The following is a 17,244-nucleotide window of genomic DNA, read 5'->3' on the forward strand; positions in this document are numbered from 1 at the left end:
TGACGTACTACAATCATTATCGTGGACAGTGGAATTTAAAAAAGCTGCCGCCTGTAAAATACAGACAGCAGCTTCAACAAGTTGCCTAGGCTTTTTTAAAATGTCCTTTACAAAGGGTACACTTTACCGTTTCAGAGGCTTTTTATTATTTTTACATAAAATGTCCGTGTCCGAGGACCGTCAAACTCACAAAAATAAATACCTTGCCATGTGCCTAGAAGCAGCCGTCCTTCTGTAACAATGACATGCTGGGATGTACCGACTGTACTTGCCTTCATATGAGCGGCTGTGTTTCCTTCCAAATGACGATCTTGCTCATGATGCCAAGGATACACTTCATCAAATCGGCGAATCATATCCCGTTTCACGTCAGGATCCGCATTTTCGTTAATGGTTATTCCGGCTGTTGTATGTGGACAATAAACAACAACGGCACCTTCCATCATATGGTTTTTGTGAATAAATTCTTGAACTTGATGGGTAACCTCGATCATTTGGTCGCGTTGAGTTGTTTGTAAAGTGAATTTTTTAAGCATGGTTTTCTTCCTTTTCATGTTTGCTTAAGTGAAATTTTATCATAAGAAAGGGAATTTTTGTAACGATCCTAGCCTACTTTTTGTCTCTAAAAGGATTAAAGATGTTAAAATCTAGGAAAGGGCTTTTGGAATGATAGGTTGGTATGAAGACAAATGTTTGGGACGAATGTACACAATCTCCAAAAACAAAATTACTAGATGGAGGTCTTCATTATGATACAAATCCTTTTTTGGCCTTGTATGCTTGTTTCCCTATTTCTCGCTGTATTGGCGATTTGCCTTCAAAAGCCGAAGTATCTAGTGATTTCCTCACTACTCATTTTACCTTTATCCGTCTATCTAGCGGCTACTCCTCGATTTTATATTTGGGGCTTAACTTTTCCATTCTTTTATGTAGGCGCTGCCATTTCGACAAAGAAGAACCTGAGGTGGTTATCCAGTTTATTGGTTGCCCCTAATTTTTTTCTAATCGGATGGCTTGGGATTACCGTTTTACGTCAATAATTCTTTATGGAGAGAGTGGAATGGAACAACAAGTAAGTTTCGTTTGTAATATTAGTAAAGCGTGTACCCTAGTCAATCCAATAGAACTAGTTTGCATCACTTAAGTGTTATTGAAATAAAACGGCAGTTCGTGATCTTATGGTGATTGGTAAAAAACGATTTTCATAAAGGAGGAATCTCATTATGTACGAACCAAAAACAAAAGAAACGAATCATAGTGTTATTGAGTTTATTGAGAATGTTGAAAGTCCTAAAAAACGTGAAGATGCTTATAAGTTGTTAGAAATTTTCACAGAAGCAACTGGGTATGAAGCAAAAATGTGGGGGACAAGTATTATCGGCTTTGGCTCTTATCACTATAAATACGAATCTGGACACGAGGGAGATGCTCCTCTCGTCGGCTTTTCTCCCCGCAAGGCAAAAATCAGTTTGTATTTGGCACCCGGTGAACCTAAACGAGAGGAATTATTGGAAAAATTAGGAAAATACACAACAGGAAAAGCGTGTGTATACATCAATAAGGTTGCAGATATTGATGTCAATGTATTAAAAGAATTAATTAAAGAATCGGTCCGGTTTTTACAAGAAAAGTACCCGAGTCAGAATGAATAAAGGGGAGGTATATTTAGTCATTTATTTTTTAGTCGAGGAAGAAATCCATGGTAATGTTAGGTGATGCATTCGAAAATAAGAAATTTAAAAAAATAGTGTACTTTTTTAGTGAATTACGTTATTCTAAGAACTATCAAAAAAATAAGATTCATACGATGATAGGTTTTCAGTAGTCTTATTATCCCTGTTAAAGAGAGCCAGTGGGTGGTGCGAACTGGTACAAATAATTAAGACGAATTTCGTTCCTGGAGTATCTTTTTCGACCTTTGGAAGGAAAAGACGGATTGTCTCGATAACGACAGCAAAGTGGAGATGTTCATCTCAATTTAGGGTGGTACCGCGGTCAAAAGCCGTCCCTGTGTTATTAACGCAGAGACGGCTTTTTTATTTTATTCAAAAAGGAAGGAGTAAAGAGTTTGAAAACGAAAGAACAATGGTCATCGAAGATTGGCTTTATTTTGGCAGCAGCAGGCTCTGCCATAGGACTTGGAGCAATATGGAAGTTTCCTTATATTGCCGGTGTGAGTGGAGGAGGGGCATTCTTTGTCATCTTTACTCTTTTCACTTTATTTTTAGGTCTTCCACTTCTGATGGCAGAGTTTGTCATTGGGCGAAAAACACAGAAAAATGCGATTGACGCTTATAAGGAACTTGCGCCCAATTCAAAATGGCATTGGATTGGATACATGGGAATTGTGACTTGCTTTATTTTGCTCTCATTCTACAGTGTGATTGGCGGCTGGATTATTGTGTATTTATGGAAGGCTATAACAGGCCAGCTGAATGGGCTTGACCAATCGGAGTATGCCGAGTTGTTTGGGGCGACTATTTCTAACCCCTATATCAGTGTGTTCGTTCAGTTCCTTTTCATGTTATTCACTATTGTCGTTGTGGCGAAAGGTGTTCAAAAAGGGATTGAGAAAACCAGTCAAGTCATGATGCCAGTCTTATTTATTTTGTTTATCGTATTAATTATCCGTTCCCTAACTTTAGATCATGCAATGGAAGGCGTTCTCTTCTTATTTAAGCCGGATTTTAGCAAAGTCACAGCGGAAACGATTTTGTTTGCATTAGGTCAATCTTTTTTTGCATTAAGTATCGGAGTTTCCGTTATGGTTACTTATAGTTCATATTTATCAAAGGCAGAAAACTTATTCCGGTCTGCTTTTTCGATTGTCATGATGAATTTGTTTATCATTATTTTGGCTGGTTTGGCGATCTTCCCGGCTGTTTTCTCTTTTGGTTTAAAACCAGATGCAGGCCCTGTTTTATTGTTTAATGTGTTGCCAAATGTGTTTGATCAGATGGCATTTGGCATGGTCTTTTTTGTCGCCTTTTTAATTCTATTTTTATTTGCTGCCCTTACGTCCGCTTTTTCAATGCTTGAGATCATTGTGACGGTATTGGCCAAAGGTGATGCCAAGAAAAGGGAGAGATGGTCTTGGATCATTGGTCTGGCAATTTTTGTTTTTGGCATTCCGTCTGCCTTGTCATTTGGGGTATTAAGTGATGTGCTGATATTTGGAAAATCGATTTTTGATGTGGCTGATTATCTGGTGAGCAACATACTGCTACCAGTTGGCTCCTTGTTAATCGCTGTCTTTGTTCCTTTGAAAATAAAAAAATCGGCCTTGTATGAGGAATTCTCAACAGGGGGAGGTATTCCTTATCACTTGTTTCAATTATGGTTTTTCTTAATTCGGTTTGTAGCACCGATAGCGATTTTAATGGTTTGCTATCATGTGATAAGGGGATAGAATTTTAGGCCAATAAGAAGCTCGGCTTTTTACCGAGCTTCTTATTGGTACCCAATTGTAATCGATGTCAATCAAAATAAACCTCTTTTTCTGGATTCTTTAGAAACGAAAAGGCCATTTCAATCTGTGACTTCGTATTTCGAGCAACGGACAAAGGAGGAAGCGCATCCTCTGAGAAAAAACCGACTTCACTGGTCTCCAAGCCGCCTGCAGCCTGGCCGCCCACAATTTCACATTGGATGAACATTTTATAAATATGGTAGGGAGATGGAGGATGTGGATGGCATTTATTATCTGCGACAGCCAGTAGCTTTACTGCTTTTACATCAAATCCTGCCTCTTCCTTCACTTCTTTCACGGCCACTTCTCCAGGTGTTAGGCCGATATCGGCCCATCCTCCTGGAAGTGCCCAGCCACCATCCATTTTTTCACGAACCATTAAAATTTTTCCGTCTTTAAAAACGACTGCTCGGATGTCTACCTTTGGAGTGGCATACCCGGTCTCATTGGCAAACAAATCTTTGATAGTTTTTTGATCCATTTCCGTATAATGACTTAAAATCTCCACACTTAACTTACGAATGGTCTCAAACCGCTCCAGGTCATAGACATCTTTTGAATAGGTTAATCCAACTTGGGCTATGGACTGGAGCTGTTTAGCCCATTCCAGCCATTTCGGTTCCACGATCATCACTCCATGCTTGTCTAAAATATACTTAATATTACTATGTATATTATGAAAATTCATAATTTGACTTGGCATTTTTATTATTTTTTTGGGAACTTCCAGCTCATGGACCATCATTCCGTTTTGCCTGAAGGAAATTGCTGGGACAATAAAAATTAATTTTTTTCTTGTAAAAAATACTTGCATTTCTCCTTCAAATGAATTATTATGGAATACACGAATAATAGAAGGGTGGATATAAAGCCGATGAACAACTAATCCTATTTTAAGAAGAGCATTCGTATATAACACGGATATTTATTCTGGATAGGATTAGTGCAGGCTTTTTTAATATGAACAGGACAAGGTACATAGATGTACCTTGCCTTTTTGGTGCCTGATTTACCTCCTATCCAGATGTGGAAAAAGGAGGTTTTTTTATGGAACAAACGAAAACAGAAATGACCATGGGAACATTGTTCCGTAATCGAGTCATACAGGTTATCTTATTATCAACGTTATTCCTTCAAATTGGAATTTGGGTGCGCAATTACTCCATCTTGTTATTTGTGGTGGAGAAAACCAATGAAAATCCAGTGGCTGTGTCACTCATTTCAGTAGCTGAATTTGCCCCGATTTTCTTGTTTTCCTTCATTGGGGGTACTTTTGCGGATCGCTGGCGTCCCAAACGGACGATGATCTGGTGTGATTTTCTAAGTGCCGTGTCGATTTTCATCGTATTGCTTACGCTTGTATTTGGAAGTTGGAAAGCGATTTTCTTCGCAACCCTTGTTTCTTCCATTCTGTCACAGTTCTCTCAGCCATCAGGAATGAAGCTGTTTAAATTGCATGTTCCAGAAGAGCTGATTCAGATGGGGATGTCCATCTATCAAACCATGTTTGCTTTATTTATGATTCTTGGTCCGGTTCTCGGAACATTTGTTTATCAGCAATATGGCATTAACACAGCGATTGCTATCATGGGTGTTGCCTTCTTACTTTCTGCTGGTATTCTGTTCTTACTTCCAGCGGATTTTGAGGTAGAAGAAAAGAAAGAGAAGACAACGATCTGGCAGGAAATGAAAGCTGGGTTTAAATATGTTTTGAATAGCCGTGCGTTAACACTTCTTGGCGGGACTTTTGCTGCAGCGGGATTGGCAATCGGACTTACTCAGCCACTTGCTGTTTTCCTTGTTACGGAACAGCTTGGACTACCGAAGGAACAATTGCAATGGTTAATGGCAGCATTTGGTACTGGAATGATCCTTGGAGGCGGTTTGACGGTTGGATTAGCGAAAAAGACGCCGCCGCAAATTTTGCTTGCCTTAGGCTTAGCTGTGAATGCGATAGGATTTATGATTTATGGTATATCTGAAATGTTTTGGCTTACAATGGCCGTAGAGTTTATCACCGGTTTATTTATGCCTTGCATTCATATTGGTATCAATACAATGATCCTAAAGAATACAGAAGCTGCTTTCATCGGCCGGGTAAACGGGATTTTAAGCCCGATGTTTATGGGAGCCACGGTAATTACCATGACAGCTAGTGGCTGGCTAAAGCAAAAACTTTCACTTGTAACTATGTATGAAGGATCTGCGCTTTTATTTGTAGTAGGAATCCTTTTCTTGGTGCCGCTTTTTAAAGGAGCCACCACCATGTTGAAAAAAAGTGAAGAGGTATAAGTAGGAAAAAGGAGCTTGTGGATGCAAGCTCCTTTTTTATTTAATAGGAACATTAAAAAAAGTCTGACCATTAGGACCCATGTTATTTCAAGAAATAAAGTTTGCTTTTGTATGATAGGAGGTACTAGTGTTTAAAAATTTTTATATGATAGACATGGAAGAAGGCTGTGATGAATTTTCGGTTCTTCACAACCTGTAAGATGGAATGAGGGTTATGAAAACATTAGATCCATGAAAATCCTCTTCTATGGTGGTCTCTTCTGTCGTGATCGCGGTCATGATCTCTTCTGTCCTCATTCTCAATAATGACTTTGTCCGCACGGATAATCACTCGATCTGCATCAATTACCACACGTTTTCTTCTCTCATCACTCATGCCTAGCACATTATCGTGAAAATCATTAAATCCTCTTCTTTCTTTTGACACGTCATTCCCTCCCTTCTTCCTTATAATGAATAAAATATGCTTGTACAAAAAAAGTGCTTGGACACATTTCTCTTTTTTTAATGAGATTGTTTTGATAGAAAAGGACAAAAATATGTAACAATGCTTTTTATCTTATAAAATAAGAGTATGCTAAAATAATTTTGTACAAGATAGGAGGTTTAATGGAAATGACTTTATATAAAATTCTTGTATTTATACATATATTTTCAGCAATAATGGGGGTCGGACCAGGATTTATTTTAACAACTGTTGTGAAATCTGGAAAAACAATGACTGAATTACGTCATTCTTATGCTATCAGACATCGTTTGCACATTTTTGTCATGATTGGCGGCACATTATTGCTTGTTTCTGGTTTGGGCTTAGGTCTTTTAAACCCAGCTTTGTTCCGACAGGGATGGTATGTCACAAGTCTGATCCTCTTTCTCATCGCCTTAGCTATCGGACCAGTTATGTTATCTCCTAGATCCAAACCGATTAAAGCGATGCTTGAATCTCATCAAGGTGAAGAGATACCGGAGGAATACTGGAAATTATCAAAAGAGCTTTTTAAGTATGAAAACCTCGAGAATTTTATTATTATGATTATTATTGCCTTAATGATTTTAAAACCGTTTTAATGTAAATCTAAATAGAAGTTGGTTGTTATGATGAAAAAGAAATGGATCTTTAGTGGAATAGGGATTCTACTCTTTATTCTTTTACTTTTTAGCATCAATCAATTAATGAATTCGAGAACTTATCAATTATTTGGAGATTTGATCAGTCAGGTTGAGACCGATCAGAAAGTGGTTGCATTAACATTTGATGATGGACCGACAAACAGAAATTCGGATCTGCTGCCCCTTTTGGAAAAATATCATGCAAAGGCAACATTTTTTTTAATAGGTGCTGACATAGAAAAGTATCCCGATGAAGCGAAGAAATTAGTAGAGGCTGGGCATCAGATAGGAAATCATACTTATTCACATGATCGCATGGTCTTCAAAACTCCATCATTTATTAAAAAAGAGATTGAGAGAACAGACCGCTTGATCCGAGAAGCAGGGTATAAAGGGGAAATTGTGTTTCGTCCACCGTATGGAAAAAAGCTTGTCGGTTTGCCTTATTATTTAAAAAAACATGACCGGAAGACGATATTATGGAACCTCGAGCCTGACAGTTACTTTTCTTCCGCATCAGACAAGATTAAATATATAAAGGAAAATATGAAACCAGGTTCCATTATCTTAATGCATCCTTGGTATGGTGATTCTGCAGAAGAGTTCAAAGCGATAGAAGGGATATTGCAGGAGTTGTCAAATGAAGGATATGAGTTCGTAACGGTAGAAGAGCTGATAGCTTCATAGAAAAACCGCTTGGATGACCAAGCGGTTTTTCTATGCCAAGAAAGAATGTTGGAGAAATCCAAAACTATTTAAAGTAAGTGCTTTAGCAGTGAGGGGGCTTTCGTTTTTCTAATTATCACTTATCTGAACCGTTACTTCGGATTCGCCAGAATGGATGACAACTTCCCAAACATCTGTTTTTGAGTGATAAGACGTTGATTGGATGGCTGGAATATTGGGGAGATTTAATTCTTTTGATGTCAATGCTTTTCGAATAGCGTCAGATTCGGTTAGGTCTGCGTTTTTCGGTTTTTTGCTAGGAAGCACCAATACTTTTTCTGCTTCCGCCTGTCCCGGGTAGGATTCCATTACCACATCAAACCAAATTTGTACTTTATCCCCAACATCAGCTTTATTTGAAGCATGGGAAAACCAAATGGCAGGATAAAATTCTTTGAGTCCACCAGTAGAACTAAAATCCTCAGATTCTGAGGCAACTACGAGAATCCTGCCACTTTCTTTTTTTACCACATATCCCTCAATCCCGGGTTTAGAATGTGTGGTGCAGCCGGTTAGCCAGAGGCACAAAAGAAAAAAACTAATAGGGAGCTTCTTCATTTTACAGCCTCCTTTATTAAATTAGAGAGCGGGGCCTCCTGTTGCACCAATCATCAGTACTGCCCGTAAAAAAGAAGAGGAACTTTGCTATTTGCCAATGTAAGGTGTGGTCAGAAAGAAATGGTCAAAGTCGCTCATCAAACGATCTTAGCCTTAAGATAATGGAAAAGTCCAGAAACCCATTTTTTTCATTGATTGCCTTTAACTTTTGCATTCTTACCCGGTACCGTTTTAATCTTAAAAATAAAATAATAATACTTATAAATAATAATCAGCACTAGGACTATTTTGACGATGTAGCTATCATGTAAAAATAGTGGGATGGCAATCATTGCATCAGAAAAGAGCATTAAGGTCACCTTTTGTTTTAAGGTCATCGATTTTTCTCGAACAAAAGTTTCTAAATGGCGCTTGTATAGGTTCGTCCCTTTAAACCAAATTTCAAAGCGTTTCGATCCTTTCATAAAGCAGAACGAAGCCAATAGCAGGAGGGGAGTCGTTGGTACAATGGGTAAAACGATTCCCACCACACCAAGGCCCAATGCGATTAACCCAATGATAATATAGATAAATTTGACAATACTACGTTGTATAAACATACCCTTCACCTTAGATGAGCCTTTACTCCTAATTTCCTTCATTATAACATAGGAAAGTGCCAACCCGCTGAATGGCCTATTTCAACTATTATCATTCTTCCGAAAATAAGTACGTAAAAATATTCGGAATTCTTTCTTTGAAAAAAGAATAGTGATGTTCAGCCTTTTCTATTTGTTGAAATTTCGCATCTTCGATTTGGTTGTCTAATAGGTCAAAGACTCTTTTACTAAGATCCAAGAAAAGTTTACTAGAGACGTCATCTCCTGGAACTTCATTTGTTCCGATATCCATATAAAATTTTTCAATGCTGGACAGATCGGATTGTTGGATCAAATTTTCAATTTCCTCCTGATTACGGAAATAGGCTGGAGATAAGACGGCAATTTTTTTAAAGAGATGCGGGTAACGACAAGCAGCATATGTAGTAATAAGTCCCCCCAATGAAATGCCTGCCATCGCTGTTTCATAGCTTAATGTCCGGTACTTTCGGTCGATTAATGGCTTTAATTCATGGACGATAAAATCTAAATAGGCTTCACCATTACCGCCAGCTGTACTTTCATATCCCAAAATTTGCCTGCTTAATTCTCCATGTTTCCATGGACAGTATTCATTGATCCTTTCCTCCCCTTCTGGATTTAAGTCAATTCCTACCACGATCAATTCCCATTTAGTTTGTTCTAAATAATCTTTTAAACGTAGTGAAACTCCTTTTAGTGCGTCTTCATCTTCAAACACATTTTGCCCATCATGTATGTACAAGACGGGGTACCTTTTGTCTGTATTTCCATAATTTTCTGGTAAATAAACGCGTACGTATCTTTCTTGTTGAAAGGAAGTCATATAAACCGAGAATTTTTCCAACAAATGATAGCACCTGCCTATTTAGGATTTGAAAAGTCTTAGATTCGAAACACTCGTAAATAATGATATATGAAATATATTTAATAGTTAAGTATTTTTATCATTAACCAAAATATGTAAGTGTAGATTCTTTTGTGGACGAAAGGGGTTGAAAAGGAGGGTAGCAAGGGACTATTTCACTCCTTTACAGAAAAAAATACATACGAAAAGATATTGTCTAGTGTCCTCCATCAACTATTGGTCAAATGGTACATGTCCCATGCGATTTCTCTCTTTTTACATAATTTAATAGTATAGGAGCTTTTCATGAAAAGAGGTGATCATTTTGAAGGGAAGAGGGAAAAAAAGCCCATTTCGTTTTTGTGTTTTTCCCGGTTATAATTGGTGTGGCCCTGGTTGCAGCGGGCCGGGGGCACCGATTAATGATGTAGATGCCTGTTGTATGAAACATGATCAATGTCTTCGTAGAGGTATTGATCGTTGTCAGTGTGACTATGAGTTTATGAATTGTCTCTATCATAAGAGGAATCCTTATACAGATAAAGGAAGAAAAGCAGCCTTCATGTACAATGCAATGAAAGTTTACACGACATTTACGTGCGGAGGCCGGATAAGGTAGAAATGTGAGAAGGAAGGGACTTCCAATGAAAATCCCAAATTATTCATTTTCCAGAAATGTCTAACGTTACAGTTTTTTAAATTGCTAGTGTTTTAAGTTGGTCAAGTGAAATGATATGGAATTGTCAGCTTTTTTTTCATATAATTAAATAATGCATATAAAAAGTAATCATATTTGGAGGAAGTATGACGAAAAAGACAATTGTTTTTACTGGCGGGGGTTCTGCAGGGCATGTCACACCCAACCTAGCCATTATTAATGAAATAAAAGACGATTGGAATATTCATTATATTGGTTCAAAAAAAGGAATTGAAAAGGAATTAATCAGTAAAATCAACATCCCTTATCATAGTATTAGTAGCGGAAAACTGAGACGATATATCGACTTTGAAAATGTTATTGATGTTTTTCGAGTTCTCAAAGGCTGCTTAGATGCTAGAAGAATTTTAAAGAAACTGAAACCAGATTTAGTTTTTTCAAAAGGTGGATTTGTCTCTGTCCCAGTTATCATTGCGGCTAGATCTTTAAAAATCCCTATTTTTATTCATGAAAGTGATATGACACCGGGGCTGGCCAATAAATTCTCGCAACGGTTTGCGACAAAAATCTTTACATCGTTTGAGGAGACGGAAAAATTTTTCCCGAAAAATAAAGTCAAGGCAATTGGATCACCGATTCGAAAAGAGGTTTTGAACGGATCAGCGGAAAGAGGACGAAGGTTCCTGGGATTTGATCAAAGACGGCCGATTTTGACGATCATGGGCGGTAGCTTAGGAGCAAAAAGGATTAATGAAACCGTTAGAGAAGCATTATCACAGCTGACTGAGAAGTATCAAATTGTTCATTTATGCGGTAAAAACAATGTGGATGAAAGCTTAGCTGACATATCCGGGTACAAACAGTTTGAATATGTTCATGAGGAATTATCTGATATATTGGCAGCTACTGATTTGGTAATCACAAGAGGTGGCTCTAATGCGATTTTTGAATTTTTGGCATTAAACATTCCGATGTTGATTATCCCGCTTGGGCTAAAGCAAAGTAGAGGCGATCAAATTTTAAATGCCCGAGCTTTTGAGGAAAAAGGGTTCTCCCTTACATTAGAAGAAGAAAATCTGACTAGTGAATCGCTAATAAAATATTTAGAAATGCTTGAGATAAAAGAGGAAGAAATTCGCGGGAAAATGAAAGCGTCACAACAAGGGGAAGCGTTGAAGACACTTGTGACGGAAATAAACAAATTTTTGTAATTAAATGAGTTGCTTCGGCAGCTCTTTTTTTGGGAAGTGGGATTGAAAAGGAGAAGAATCGAGACAAGTGTTTCGTTTATTAGTCTCATTGAGAACATAAACAGAAAAAGAGGGTTTCCGAAAAGTATCATTTTTGGGAACCCTCTTTTTTTACTCTAAGCCTTGTATGGATTTTTGTTCTAGATGTGGGTGGTGCATAGCCTCTCCTTCACATGCTCCTAAGTGGCTTCCATCCCCTAAGAAGCCGTTTTTAAGGGACTGGCTATTTTCTAACCCAATTTCCTTATCACCGCTCGAACCGGACTTCCATCTGCTTCGACTAATGGAAGTGGAAGGGCTGCAAGCTCGTAATCTCCTGGCTCAATCTCGTCTAATAAAAGTCCTTCTAAAATATGAATACCAAAACGGTTCAGTTCATGATGGGCAGGTAACTCTTTACTATCCAGTGGATCCACAGACGGTAAGTCAAGTCCAAGTAGCCGCACTCCGTTTTCGGAAAGGTAGGCGGCTAGTTCTGGTTCAACTGGTGGTATGGATTGAGGGAACTCCTTGCGATTCTGCCAACTATCGGTCCGAATTAACAATCTGGTTACCCCATCCAAATTCACCTCAGATAATTCCTTAATCCCAATGCTCTTCACATTAGGCAAATGAACGACACAAGCTGGACCGATATACAACTGGATATCTAGATCAATCACCTTTTTTCCTTCATTATCGAAATGATAGGGGGCATCAATATGTGTGCCGGTGTGAGTGCTCATCGTAATTTCGCCGACATTGACAGAGCCGCTTTCTTCCTTACTCCAGTTTATTTTATAGTTGAAAGGTGTATCCCCTGGCCATACAGCTATATCATTGGTGAGTTGTTGTGATATATCTATCCATTTATTCATGATTGAAAGCCTCCATCCATTTAAGACAAAAGCGGCCCGGAATGAATGATCCGTCCGCCGCTTCATCTTTCTTTTCATCCATCTTTTAGTGTATTACAGTTGTGTCCTTATGCTCAAGAGATCTGGGAAGAATTGCTGATCGACCACTCTTTTTAGATAAGTAACACCTGAAGATCCGCCCGTTCCTTTCTTATGTCCAATGATCCGTTCTACCGTTGTCATGTGATGAAAGCGCCAAAGTTGTTGTTGATTTCCGATGTCTACTAGTTTTTCTGCGAGCTCATATAAATCCCAGTATTGATCGGTATTGCGATACACAGTTAGCCATGCCTCTTGAACACTTGGATTAGGTTCATAGTTTTGTGAAAAATCTCTATTAAGCACCGTTTTATCGATAGGCAACCCATGAGCATGAAGAGCAGAAACTGCCGCATCATAAATACTAGGTTCATGAAGTGCCTTATTCAATTGTTCATAAAGTTCCAATTGGTGGCGATAAACAGCGAGTGTGTGTGCATTTTTTTGTCCTAAAGCAAACTCAATTAAACGGTTTTGATAAGACTGGAATCCGGATGAATGGCCCAGTTTATGACGAAACTGCATATAATCTGCAGGAGTCATGGTGGTTAGCACACTCCACGATTGGATCAATTGCTGTTGGATTCTTGAAACGCGTGATAGCATTTTAAATGAAGGTTCCAGATGGTTGCGAAGAATACACTGAATCGCTGCGTTCAATTCATGAAGAATCAGTTTCATCCACAGTTCACTTGCTTGATGAATAATAATAAATAACATTTCATCATGGTGATCGGAAAGGCGATGTTGGCTTGATAATATTTTGTCAAGATGGAGATAATCGCCGTAGGACATTTCTTTTTGGAAATCGGTTTGAATTTCTTTTTCGAGTCCAGGGTGGCTATTTTGTACTTTATATTTCGTATCTGCTTGTTTCTCAGTCATCATGTTTCATACCCCGCTTTCTAAATTTTCCCCTTTAACTTGAATTCATTATTAATCTACTTGATTCCTGTAGTTTAGTGGTTTAATTGGTTGACAGATTCATGGTGTAAAGTCTTTTTTTTATTCGTGAAAAAGTAGGTGATGGATAAAAAGATAAGCCAAGGAATGCCGAACTGAAGTAAGATTTTAAAGTCAGTTACCCATGTAGTGATCATTAGACTGACAAGGAGTACGGCACCAATAATGGTTAAATACGGATAGCCAATCATTTTTATTGGCAACTTACGTCCACCTTTTTGCTCCCATGCTTTTCTGAAAAATAAATGAGAAATAAACACCATTAACCAAGTAAAAATAGCTCCGAACATAGAGATCCCCATCATAAACGCATAGGAAGTGTTGGGAAATAGGGCACTGACAGCCGCTGCTACGACGATCCCTGTTGCGGAAATGGCAAGGGCCGCTAATGGAGCTCCTTTTTTACTGACACTTCCGAAAATGGCTGGTGCAAACTTGGACTGGGATAAAGAAAACATCATTCTTGTTGATGCATATAACTGGCTGTTCATTGCAGATAATGCGGCTGTTAATACAATAAAATTCATAATTCCGGAGGCGCCTGGGATATTTAAAATTTCCATTACTTTTACAAATGGGCTTTTATCCACTCCAGCCGATTTCCATGGGACGATCATTAACATAAGAGCAAGTGTAAGTACATAAAATACAGTCAGGCGAAAAACAGTGGCTTTCAATGCTTTTGGTACGGCAACATCCGGATCTTTTGCTTCACCTGCAGTAACGGCAATCAATTCCGTTCCTAAAAAACTAAAGAGGGAGATAAAGATGGCAATCCAAACGCCGGACCAGCCAAAAGGTAGAAAACCTCCATCATTCACTAGGTTTTCAGGTCCCATATTTGTTCCGGACGATTCACCGAATAATACGTACGCACCTAAAAGGATAAAGCCGACGATTGCGCTAATTTTAATCATGGAAAACCAATACTCAAACGTAGCGAAAGTATGGACACTTATTGCATTCACATATATGAGTACAGCCCCAAAGAATAAAATCCAAACTAATCCTGGCACTGTTGGAAACCAGTATTTCATATAGATCGCAATGGCACTTACTTCCACCCCAACGGCTAATACGTTAGCAATCCAGTATGAATAACGGACGAGATATCCGGCCATCGGATGAATATACGTTTCTGCAATAAAACCGAAAGACCCGGTAGAAGGGTGGGCCACTGTCATTTCCGCTAGACAGCCCATTAAAATTAAGACAATCAATGCACCAATGGCATAACTAATTAACACACCTGGCCCAGCTGTACTTATAGCTAGTCCGCTCCCAAGAAATAAACCAGTACCAATAGCACAGCCCATCGCGATCATTGTCAGCTGCCTAGTGGTTAAATCACGCTTTAATTGATTACCGGATCCACTATGACCATGGACTTGATGATTCTTATTCCCCATAGAGCTCCTCCTTTTCCCGCAAAGGCATATTTTAAATAAAATTTGTGGAACCGCTTACAAAATAATAGATTCTGTGAAAAGCAGAAAAATTTTCTAACCCATTGATTTCCTCCTGTTCATCGGTTATATTTTCAAGGGAAATCATAACAAGGAATATGACATTATGTCAATAATATAATTCAGAAAATTTTTAATGTTATATTTACCCTCCTTATTTTAATGATAGGAAATCGCAAGGATCCGGTTCTTTCTTAATCTATTAAAAAACTTATGAGGAGATAGAGAAGATGATGGAAAAAGAAGTGATGGACAAACGGCATTTACGCTCTATTAAGACTCGGCAGAAATTACTCGAAGCTGCAAAAGAAGTCTTTTTGGAGGAAGGGTTCCAAAAAGCAACGATTTCGCAAATGATTAAAAAAGCTGAGGTCGGCTATGGGACAGCCTATGTACATTTTGAAGGAAAAGAAGATATATTAATTGTCTTAATGGAGGATGTGATGGGGAAATTTTATGAAATTGCGGAAATTTCCTTTTACCCTAAGTCTAAAGAGGAAGCAGAGAACATCATTCACAAACAAGCATACTCTTTTTTGAAAATGGCCGAAACCGAACGTCGTATGCTCCAAATTTTCGAACAGGCCATTGGAATATCATCTGCCGTTTCTGAGAAATGGAAATCCATCCGTGAGAAATTTATTCAACGGATTTCAAAAGATATATCCTACGCACAGGAAAATGGATTGGCAAGAAAGGAATTAAATCATGAACTAGTGGCAAGGGGATGGTTTTTCACAAACGAAATGTATCTTTGGGATATCGTGCGTAATGAGCGGCAAGAATCGGTCGAAGAGATTGCTAAAACAATAACCGCTGTTTATACAAGAGGGCTTTATCTATAATAAGTGGTTACAAAGGAAAAAGTCCATGCTATATTGGAAGAGGAAACAACATGTAACCGTGTACGTCATCCATTCATCAGCTCGAAGAAACACCCGGAAAAAAGAAAGAACTTTTAGAAAGGTGATTGAATGAAAGAGCTTCTTTACAAATGGGAACCTTTTTTGAAGTATGGCCAGCGGTTTGAAGTGGAAAGGAATAAGTTGATTTACCGTCAGGGTGAAAAGGGAAGAGGGTTTTATTATTTAAGCAAGGGAGAAATCAAAATTACTCTTCTCTCTGATAAGGGAGATGAACGGATTATTAATGTGGTGCCGCCGGGGATGTTATTTGGAGAACATGGTGTTCATCAAGAACCGTATTTGACTAGTGCAGCTGCGGGCTGCCCGTCTGTCATATACTACTTCTCTGACGAGGCAGCTGCTATGATTTATGCTAGACACCCGGAAGCGGCAGAAATATATACGAATTCGCTTATTTATAAATTTCGAACTATCGCGGAAATCATTTCTCTTATGGATTGTCCAATAGAACAGCAGATGGCTCATTATTTACTAAAGCTTTATTACGAAAATAATGGAAACGCTTCCATGAATCAAACTTCCCTTGCTAAATATTTAGGAGCATCAAGGATAACCATCAATCGGATTATTCAGAAATGGAAACAAAAAAATTATATCACATTAAAGAATCGACAAATATTCATTAACGATGCTGAGAAAATAAAAGCAATCGCTCATGATAAATGTTGATATTGAAATTACTAGTTTACCAGGTTTCGAAAGAAATCTGGTTTTTTTATATAGTATTTCTTGTTAATAATGTCAATGATTCCTTTCTCTTTCCATTGTTTTAATACTTTGTATACGGAGATTCTTGTTAATCCTGTACAGCTGGCAATATCTTGCTGATTAAGGGGAACTTCGAAATTCTGAAACTCATAACAAATATTGTGTAGTAGCAAAGCAATTTTTTGTTCTGATGTAAGCGTATCTAAATTGATGCGATCTAAAAGAATTTTCATTTTATGAATAACCGTCCTAGAAAATACTCGTACAATTTCTGGTCTCTCCTGTAAAAGTTTCTTGAATTTCCTATTGGAGAAATGATAGACAATGGAATCTTGAACTGCAATGGCAGTGGTGAAATGTTCTTTTTGATCCAATGATTGAACACCCATCAACTGGTTCGGGATCACGATGTTTAAAATTCGTTCTTTTCCAGTGGCATTCACGCTTACGATTCTGACTAACCCTTTATGAAGAAAATAAAATCCGTCACCAGGTGTTCCCTGTGAATAAATAGTTTGTTTGCGTTTAAAAAATTGCCTCTTACCAAATTGCAAATATGGCTCCCAATTAAAAACATGCTCATACAAAGTAACCATCTGATACCCCCCCAACTGAAATTGGATTCCAAAAATGCTCATGAATAGTCCTTATTCTAGCAATTTTCGTTTCCACTATCATGATAGTAAAAATAGGAAAAGAACACCACTATTTATTTGATT

At 38.1% G+C, this 17,244-nt stretch carries 21 protein-coding genes and 1 other annotated feature; of the genes, 11 read left to right on the top strand and 10 right to left on the bottom strand.

The window, feature by feature from the left end:
• The coding region (locus G4Z05_RS16665) for an IS3 family transposase (protein ID WP_327440797.1) at window positions 1-89 on the top strand (89 nt) is incomplete at its 5' end.
• A gap of 42 nt (window positions 90-131) precedes the next feature.
• On the opposite strand, the gene G4Z05_RS06100 is transcribed toward G4Z05_RS16665, so the two are convergent.
• Window positions 132-536 (bottom strand): secondary thiamine-phosphate synthase enzyme YjbQ, encoded by a 405-nt coding sequence (locus tag G4Z05_RS06100; RefSeq protein WP_163250983.1) that lies wholly within the window; start codon window positions 534-536, stop codon window positions 132-134.
• Window positions 537-749: 213 nt separating this feature from the next.
• Between G4Z05_RS06100 and G4Z05_RS06105 the strand changes: the two genes are divergently transcribed.
• From G4Z05_RS06105 to G4Z05_RS06115, 3 genes are all read left to right on the top strand, one after another.
• Window positions 750-1,040, top strand: a complete 291-nt coding sequence (locus tag G4Z05_RS06105; RefSeq protein ID WP_163250985.1) for a hypothetical protein — start codon at window positions 750-752, stop codon at window positions 1,038-1,040.
• Window positions 1,041-1,223: 183 nt separating this feature from the next.
• Window positions 1,224-1,652 (top strand): DUF1801 domain-containing protein, encoded by a 429-nt coding sequence (locus G4Z05_RS06110; RefSeq protein ID WP_163250986.1) that lies wholly within the window; start codon window positions 1,224-1,226, stop codon window positions 1,650-1,652.
• A gap of 146 nt (window positions 1,653-1,798) precedes the next feature.
• Window positions 1,799-2,013, top strand: a binding site (T-box leader).
• A 55-nt stretch (window positions 2,014-2,068) separates the two neighbouring features.
• Window positions 2,069-3,409 (top strand): sodium-dependent transporter, encoded by a 1,341-nt coding sequence (locus G4Z05_RS06115; protein ID WP_163250988.1) that lies wholly within the window; start codon window positions 2,069-2,071, stop codon window positions 3,407-3,409.
• Window positions 3,410-3,476: 67 nt separating this feature from the next.
• On the opposite strand, the gene G4Z05_RS06120 is transcribed toward G4Z05_RS06115, so the two are convergent.
• Entirely contained in the window at window positions 3,477-4,094 is a 618-nt protein-coding gene (locus G4Z05_RS06120) for an NUDIX hydrolase N-terminal domain-containing protein (protein ID WP_163251097.1), read from the bottom strand.
• Between the two features lie 422 nt (window positions 4,095-4,516).
• On the opposite strand from G4Z05_RS06120, the gene G4Z05_RS06125 reads away from it, so the two are divergent.
• Entirely contained in the window at window positions 4,517-5,761 is a 1,245-nt protein-coding gene (locus tag G4Z05_RS06125; RefSeq protein ID WP_240465327.1) for an MFS transporter, read from the top strand.
• 223 nt (window positions 5,762-5,984) lie between these two features.
• Here the strand turns inward: G4Z05_RS06125 and G4Z05_RS06130 are convergent, their stop codons facing one another.
• Window positions 5,985-6,188: a hypothetical protein gene (locus G4Z05_RS06130; RefSeq protein WP_163250990.1), complete on the bottom strand. Its 204-nt coding sequence runs from the start codon at window positions 6,186-6,188 to the stop codon at window positions 5,985-5,987.
• A 188-nt stretch (window positions 6,189-6,376) separates the two neighbouring features.
• On the opposite strand from G4Z05_RS06130, the gene G4Z05_RS06135 reads away from it, so the two are divergent.
• On the top strand, window positions 6,377-6,829 hold the full coding sequence (locus G4Z05_RS06135) for a DUF2269 family protein (protein ID WP_163250991.1): 453 nt from the start codon (window positions 6,377-6,379) through the stop codon (window positions 6,827-6,829).
• 30 nt (window positions 6,830-6,859) lie between these two features.
• On the top strand, window positions 6,860-7,558 hold the full coding sequence (locus G4Z05_RS06140) for a polysaccharide deacetylase family protein (RefSeq protein ID WP_163251099.1): 699 nt from the start codon (window positions 6,860-6,862) through the stop codon (window positions 7,556-7,558).
• A 108-nt stretch (window positions 7,559-7,666) separates the two neighbouring features.
• On the opposite strand, the gene G4Z05_RS06145 is transcribed toward G4Z05_RS06140, so the two are convergent.
• The 3 genes from G4Z05_RS06145 to G4Z05_RS06155 form a co-directional block, all read right to left on the bottom strand.
• Window positions 7,667-8,155, bottom strand: coding sequence for a YobA family protein (locus G4Z05_RS06145; protein ID WP_163250993.1), 489 nt, complete (start codon window positions 8,153-8,155; stop codon window positions 7,667-7,669).
• Between the two features lie 188 nt (window positions 8,156-8,343).
• Window positions 8,344-8,754, bottom strand: coding sequence for a YbaN family protein (locus G4Z05_RS06150; protein ID WP_163250995.1), 411 nt, complete (start codon window positions 8,752-8,754; stop codon window positions 8,344-8,346).
• Between the two features lie 91 nt (window positions 8,755-8,845).
• The gene (locus G4Z05_RS06155) at window positions 8,846-9,622 is read right to left on the bottom strand and encodes an alpha/beta hydrolase (RefSeq protein WP_163250997.1); all 777 of its coding nucleotides are present in this window, start codon (window positions 9,620-9,622) and stop codon (window positions 8,846-8,848) included.
• A 313-nt stretch (window positions 9,623-9,935) separates the two neighbouring features.
• On the opposite strand from G4Z05_RS06155, the gene G4Z05_RS16505 reads away from it, so the two are divergent.
• Together G4Z05_RS16505 and G4Z05_RS06160 are read left to right on the top strand one after the other, a co-directional pair.
• Window positions 9,936-10,238 carry a phospholipase gene (locus G4Z05_RS16505; protein WP_327988889.1) on the top strand — a complete coding sequence of 101 codons (303 nt, stop codon included), beginning with the start codon at window positions 9,936-9,938 and terminating at the stop codon, window positions 10,236-10,238.
• 185 nt (window positions 10,239-10,423) lie between these two features.
• A complete protein-coding gene (locus G4Z05_RS06160) occupies window positions 10,424-11,488 on the top strand; it encodes an undecaprenyldiphospho-muramoylpentapeptide beta-N-acetylglucosaminyltransferase (RefSeq protein WP_163250999.1) in 1,065 nt (354 codons plus the stop codon).
• A 269-nt stretch (window positions 11,489-11,757) separates the two neighbouring features.
• Here the strand turns inward: G4Z05_RS06160 and kynB are convergent, their stop codons facing one another.
• The 3 genes from kynB to G4Z05_RS06175 form a co-directional block, all read right to left on the bottom strand.
• Window positions 11,758-12,384 (bottom strand): arylformamidase, encoded by a 627-nt coding sequence (gene kynB, locus G4Z05_RS06165; RefSeq protein ID WP_163251000.1) that lies wholly within the window; start codon window positions 12,382-12,384, stop codon window positions 11,758-11,760.
• A gap of 93 nt (window positions 12,385-12,477) precedes the next feature.
• The gene (kynA, locus tag G4Z05_RS06170) at window positions 12,478-13,347 is read right to left on the bottom strand and encodes a tryptophan 2,3-dioxygenase (protein WP_163251100.1); all 870 of its coding nucleotides are present in this window, start codon (window positions 13,345-13,347) and stop codon (window positions 12,478-12,480) included.
• 74 nt (window positions 13,348-13,421) lie between these two features.
• Window positions 13,422-14,834 (bottom strand): amino acid permease, encoded by a 1,413-nt coding sequence (locus G4Z05_RS06175; protein ID WP_163251002.1) that lies wholly within the window; start codon window positions 14,832-14,834, stop codon window positions 13,422-13,424.
• A 287-nt stretch (window positions 14,835-15,121) separates the two neighbouring features.
• Here G4Z05_RS06175 and G4Z05_RS06180 point away from each other — a divergent pair, with 287 nt between their 5' ends.
• Both G4Z05_RS06180 and G4Z05_RS06185 read left to right on the top strand, forming a co-directional pair.
• Window positions 15,122-15,736 (top strand): TetR/AcrR family transcriptional regulator, encoded by a 615-nt coding sequence (locus G4Z05_RS06180; RefSeq protein WP_163251004.1) that lies wholly within the window; start codon window positions 15,122-15,124, stop codon window positions 15,734-15,736.
• A gap of 129 nt (window positions 15,737-15,865) precedes the next feature.
• On the top strand, window positions 15,866-16,486 hold the full coding sequence (locus G4Z05_RS06185; protein WP_163251006.1) for a Crp/Fnr family transcriptional regulator: 621 nt from the start codon (window positions 15,866-15,868) through the stop codon (window positions 16,484-16,486).
• A gap of 11 nt (window positions 16,487-16,497) precedes the next feature.
• Here the strand turns inward: G4Z05_RS06185 and G4Z05_RS06190 are convergent, their stop codons facing one another.
• Window positions 16,498-17,121 carry a Crp/Fnr family transcriptional regulator gene (locus G4Z05_RS06190; RefSeq protein ID WP_163251008.1) on the bottom strand — a complete coding sequence of 208 codons (624 nt, stop codon included), beginning with the start codon at window positions 17,119-17,121 and terminating at the stop codon, window positions 16,498-16,500.
• Window positions 17,122-17,244: the final 123 nt, after the last annotated feature.

Origin of the sequence: Neobacillus thermocopriae (genome assembly GCF_010975035.1) — a bacterium.
Lineage (GTDB): Bacteria > Bacillota > Bacilli > Bacillales > Cytobacillaceae > Neobacillus > Neobacillus thermocopriae.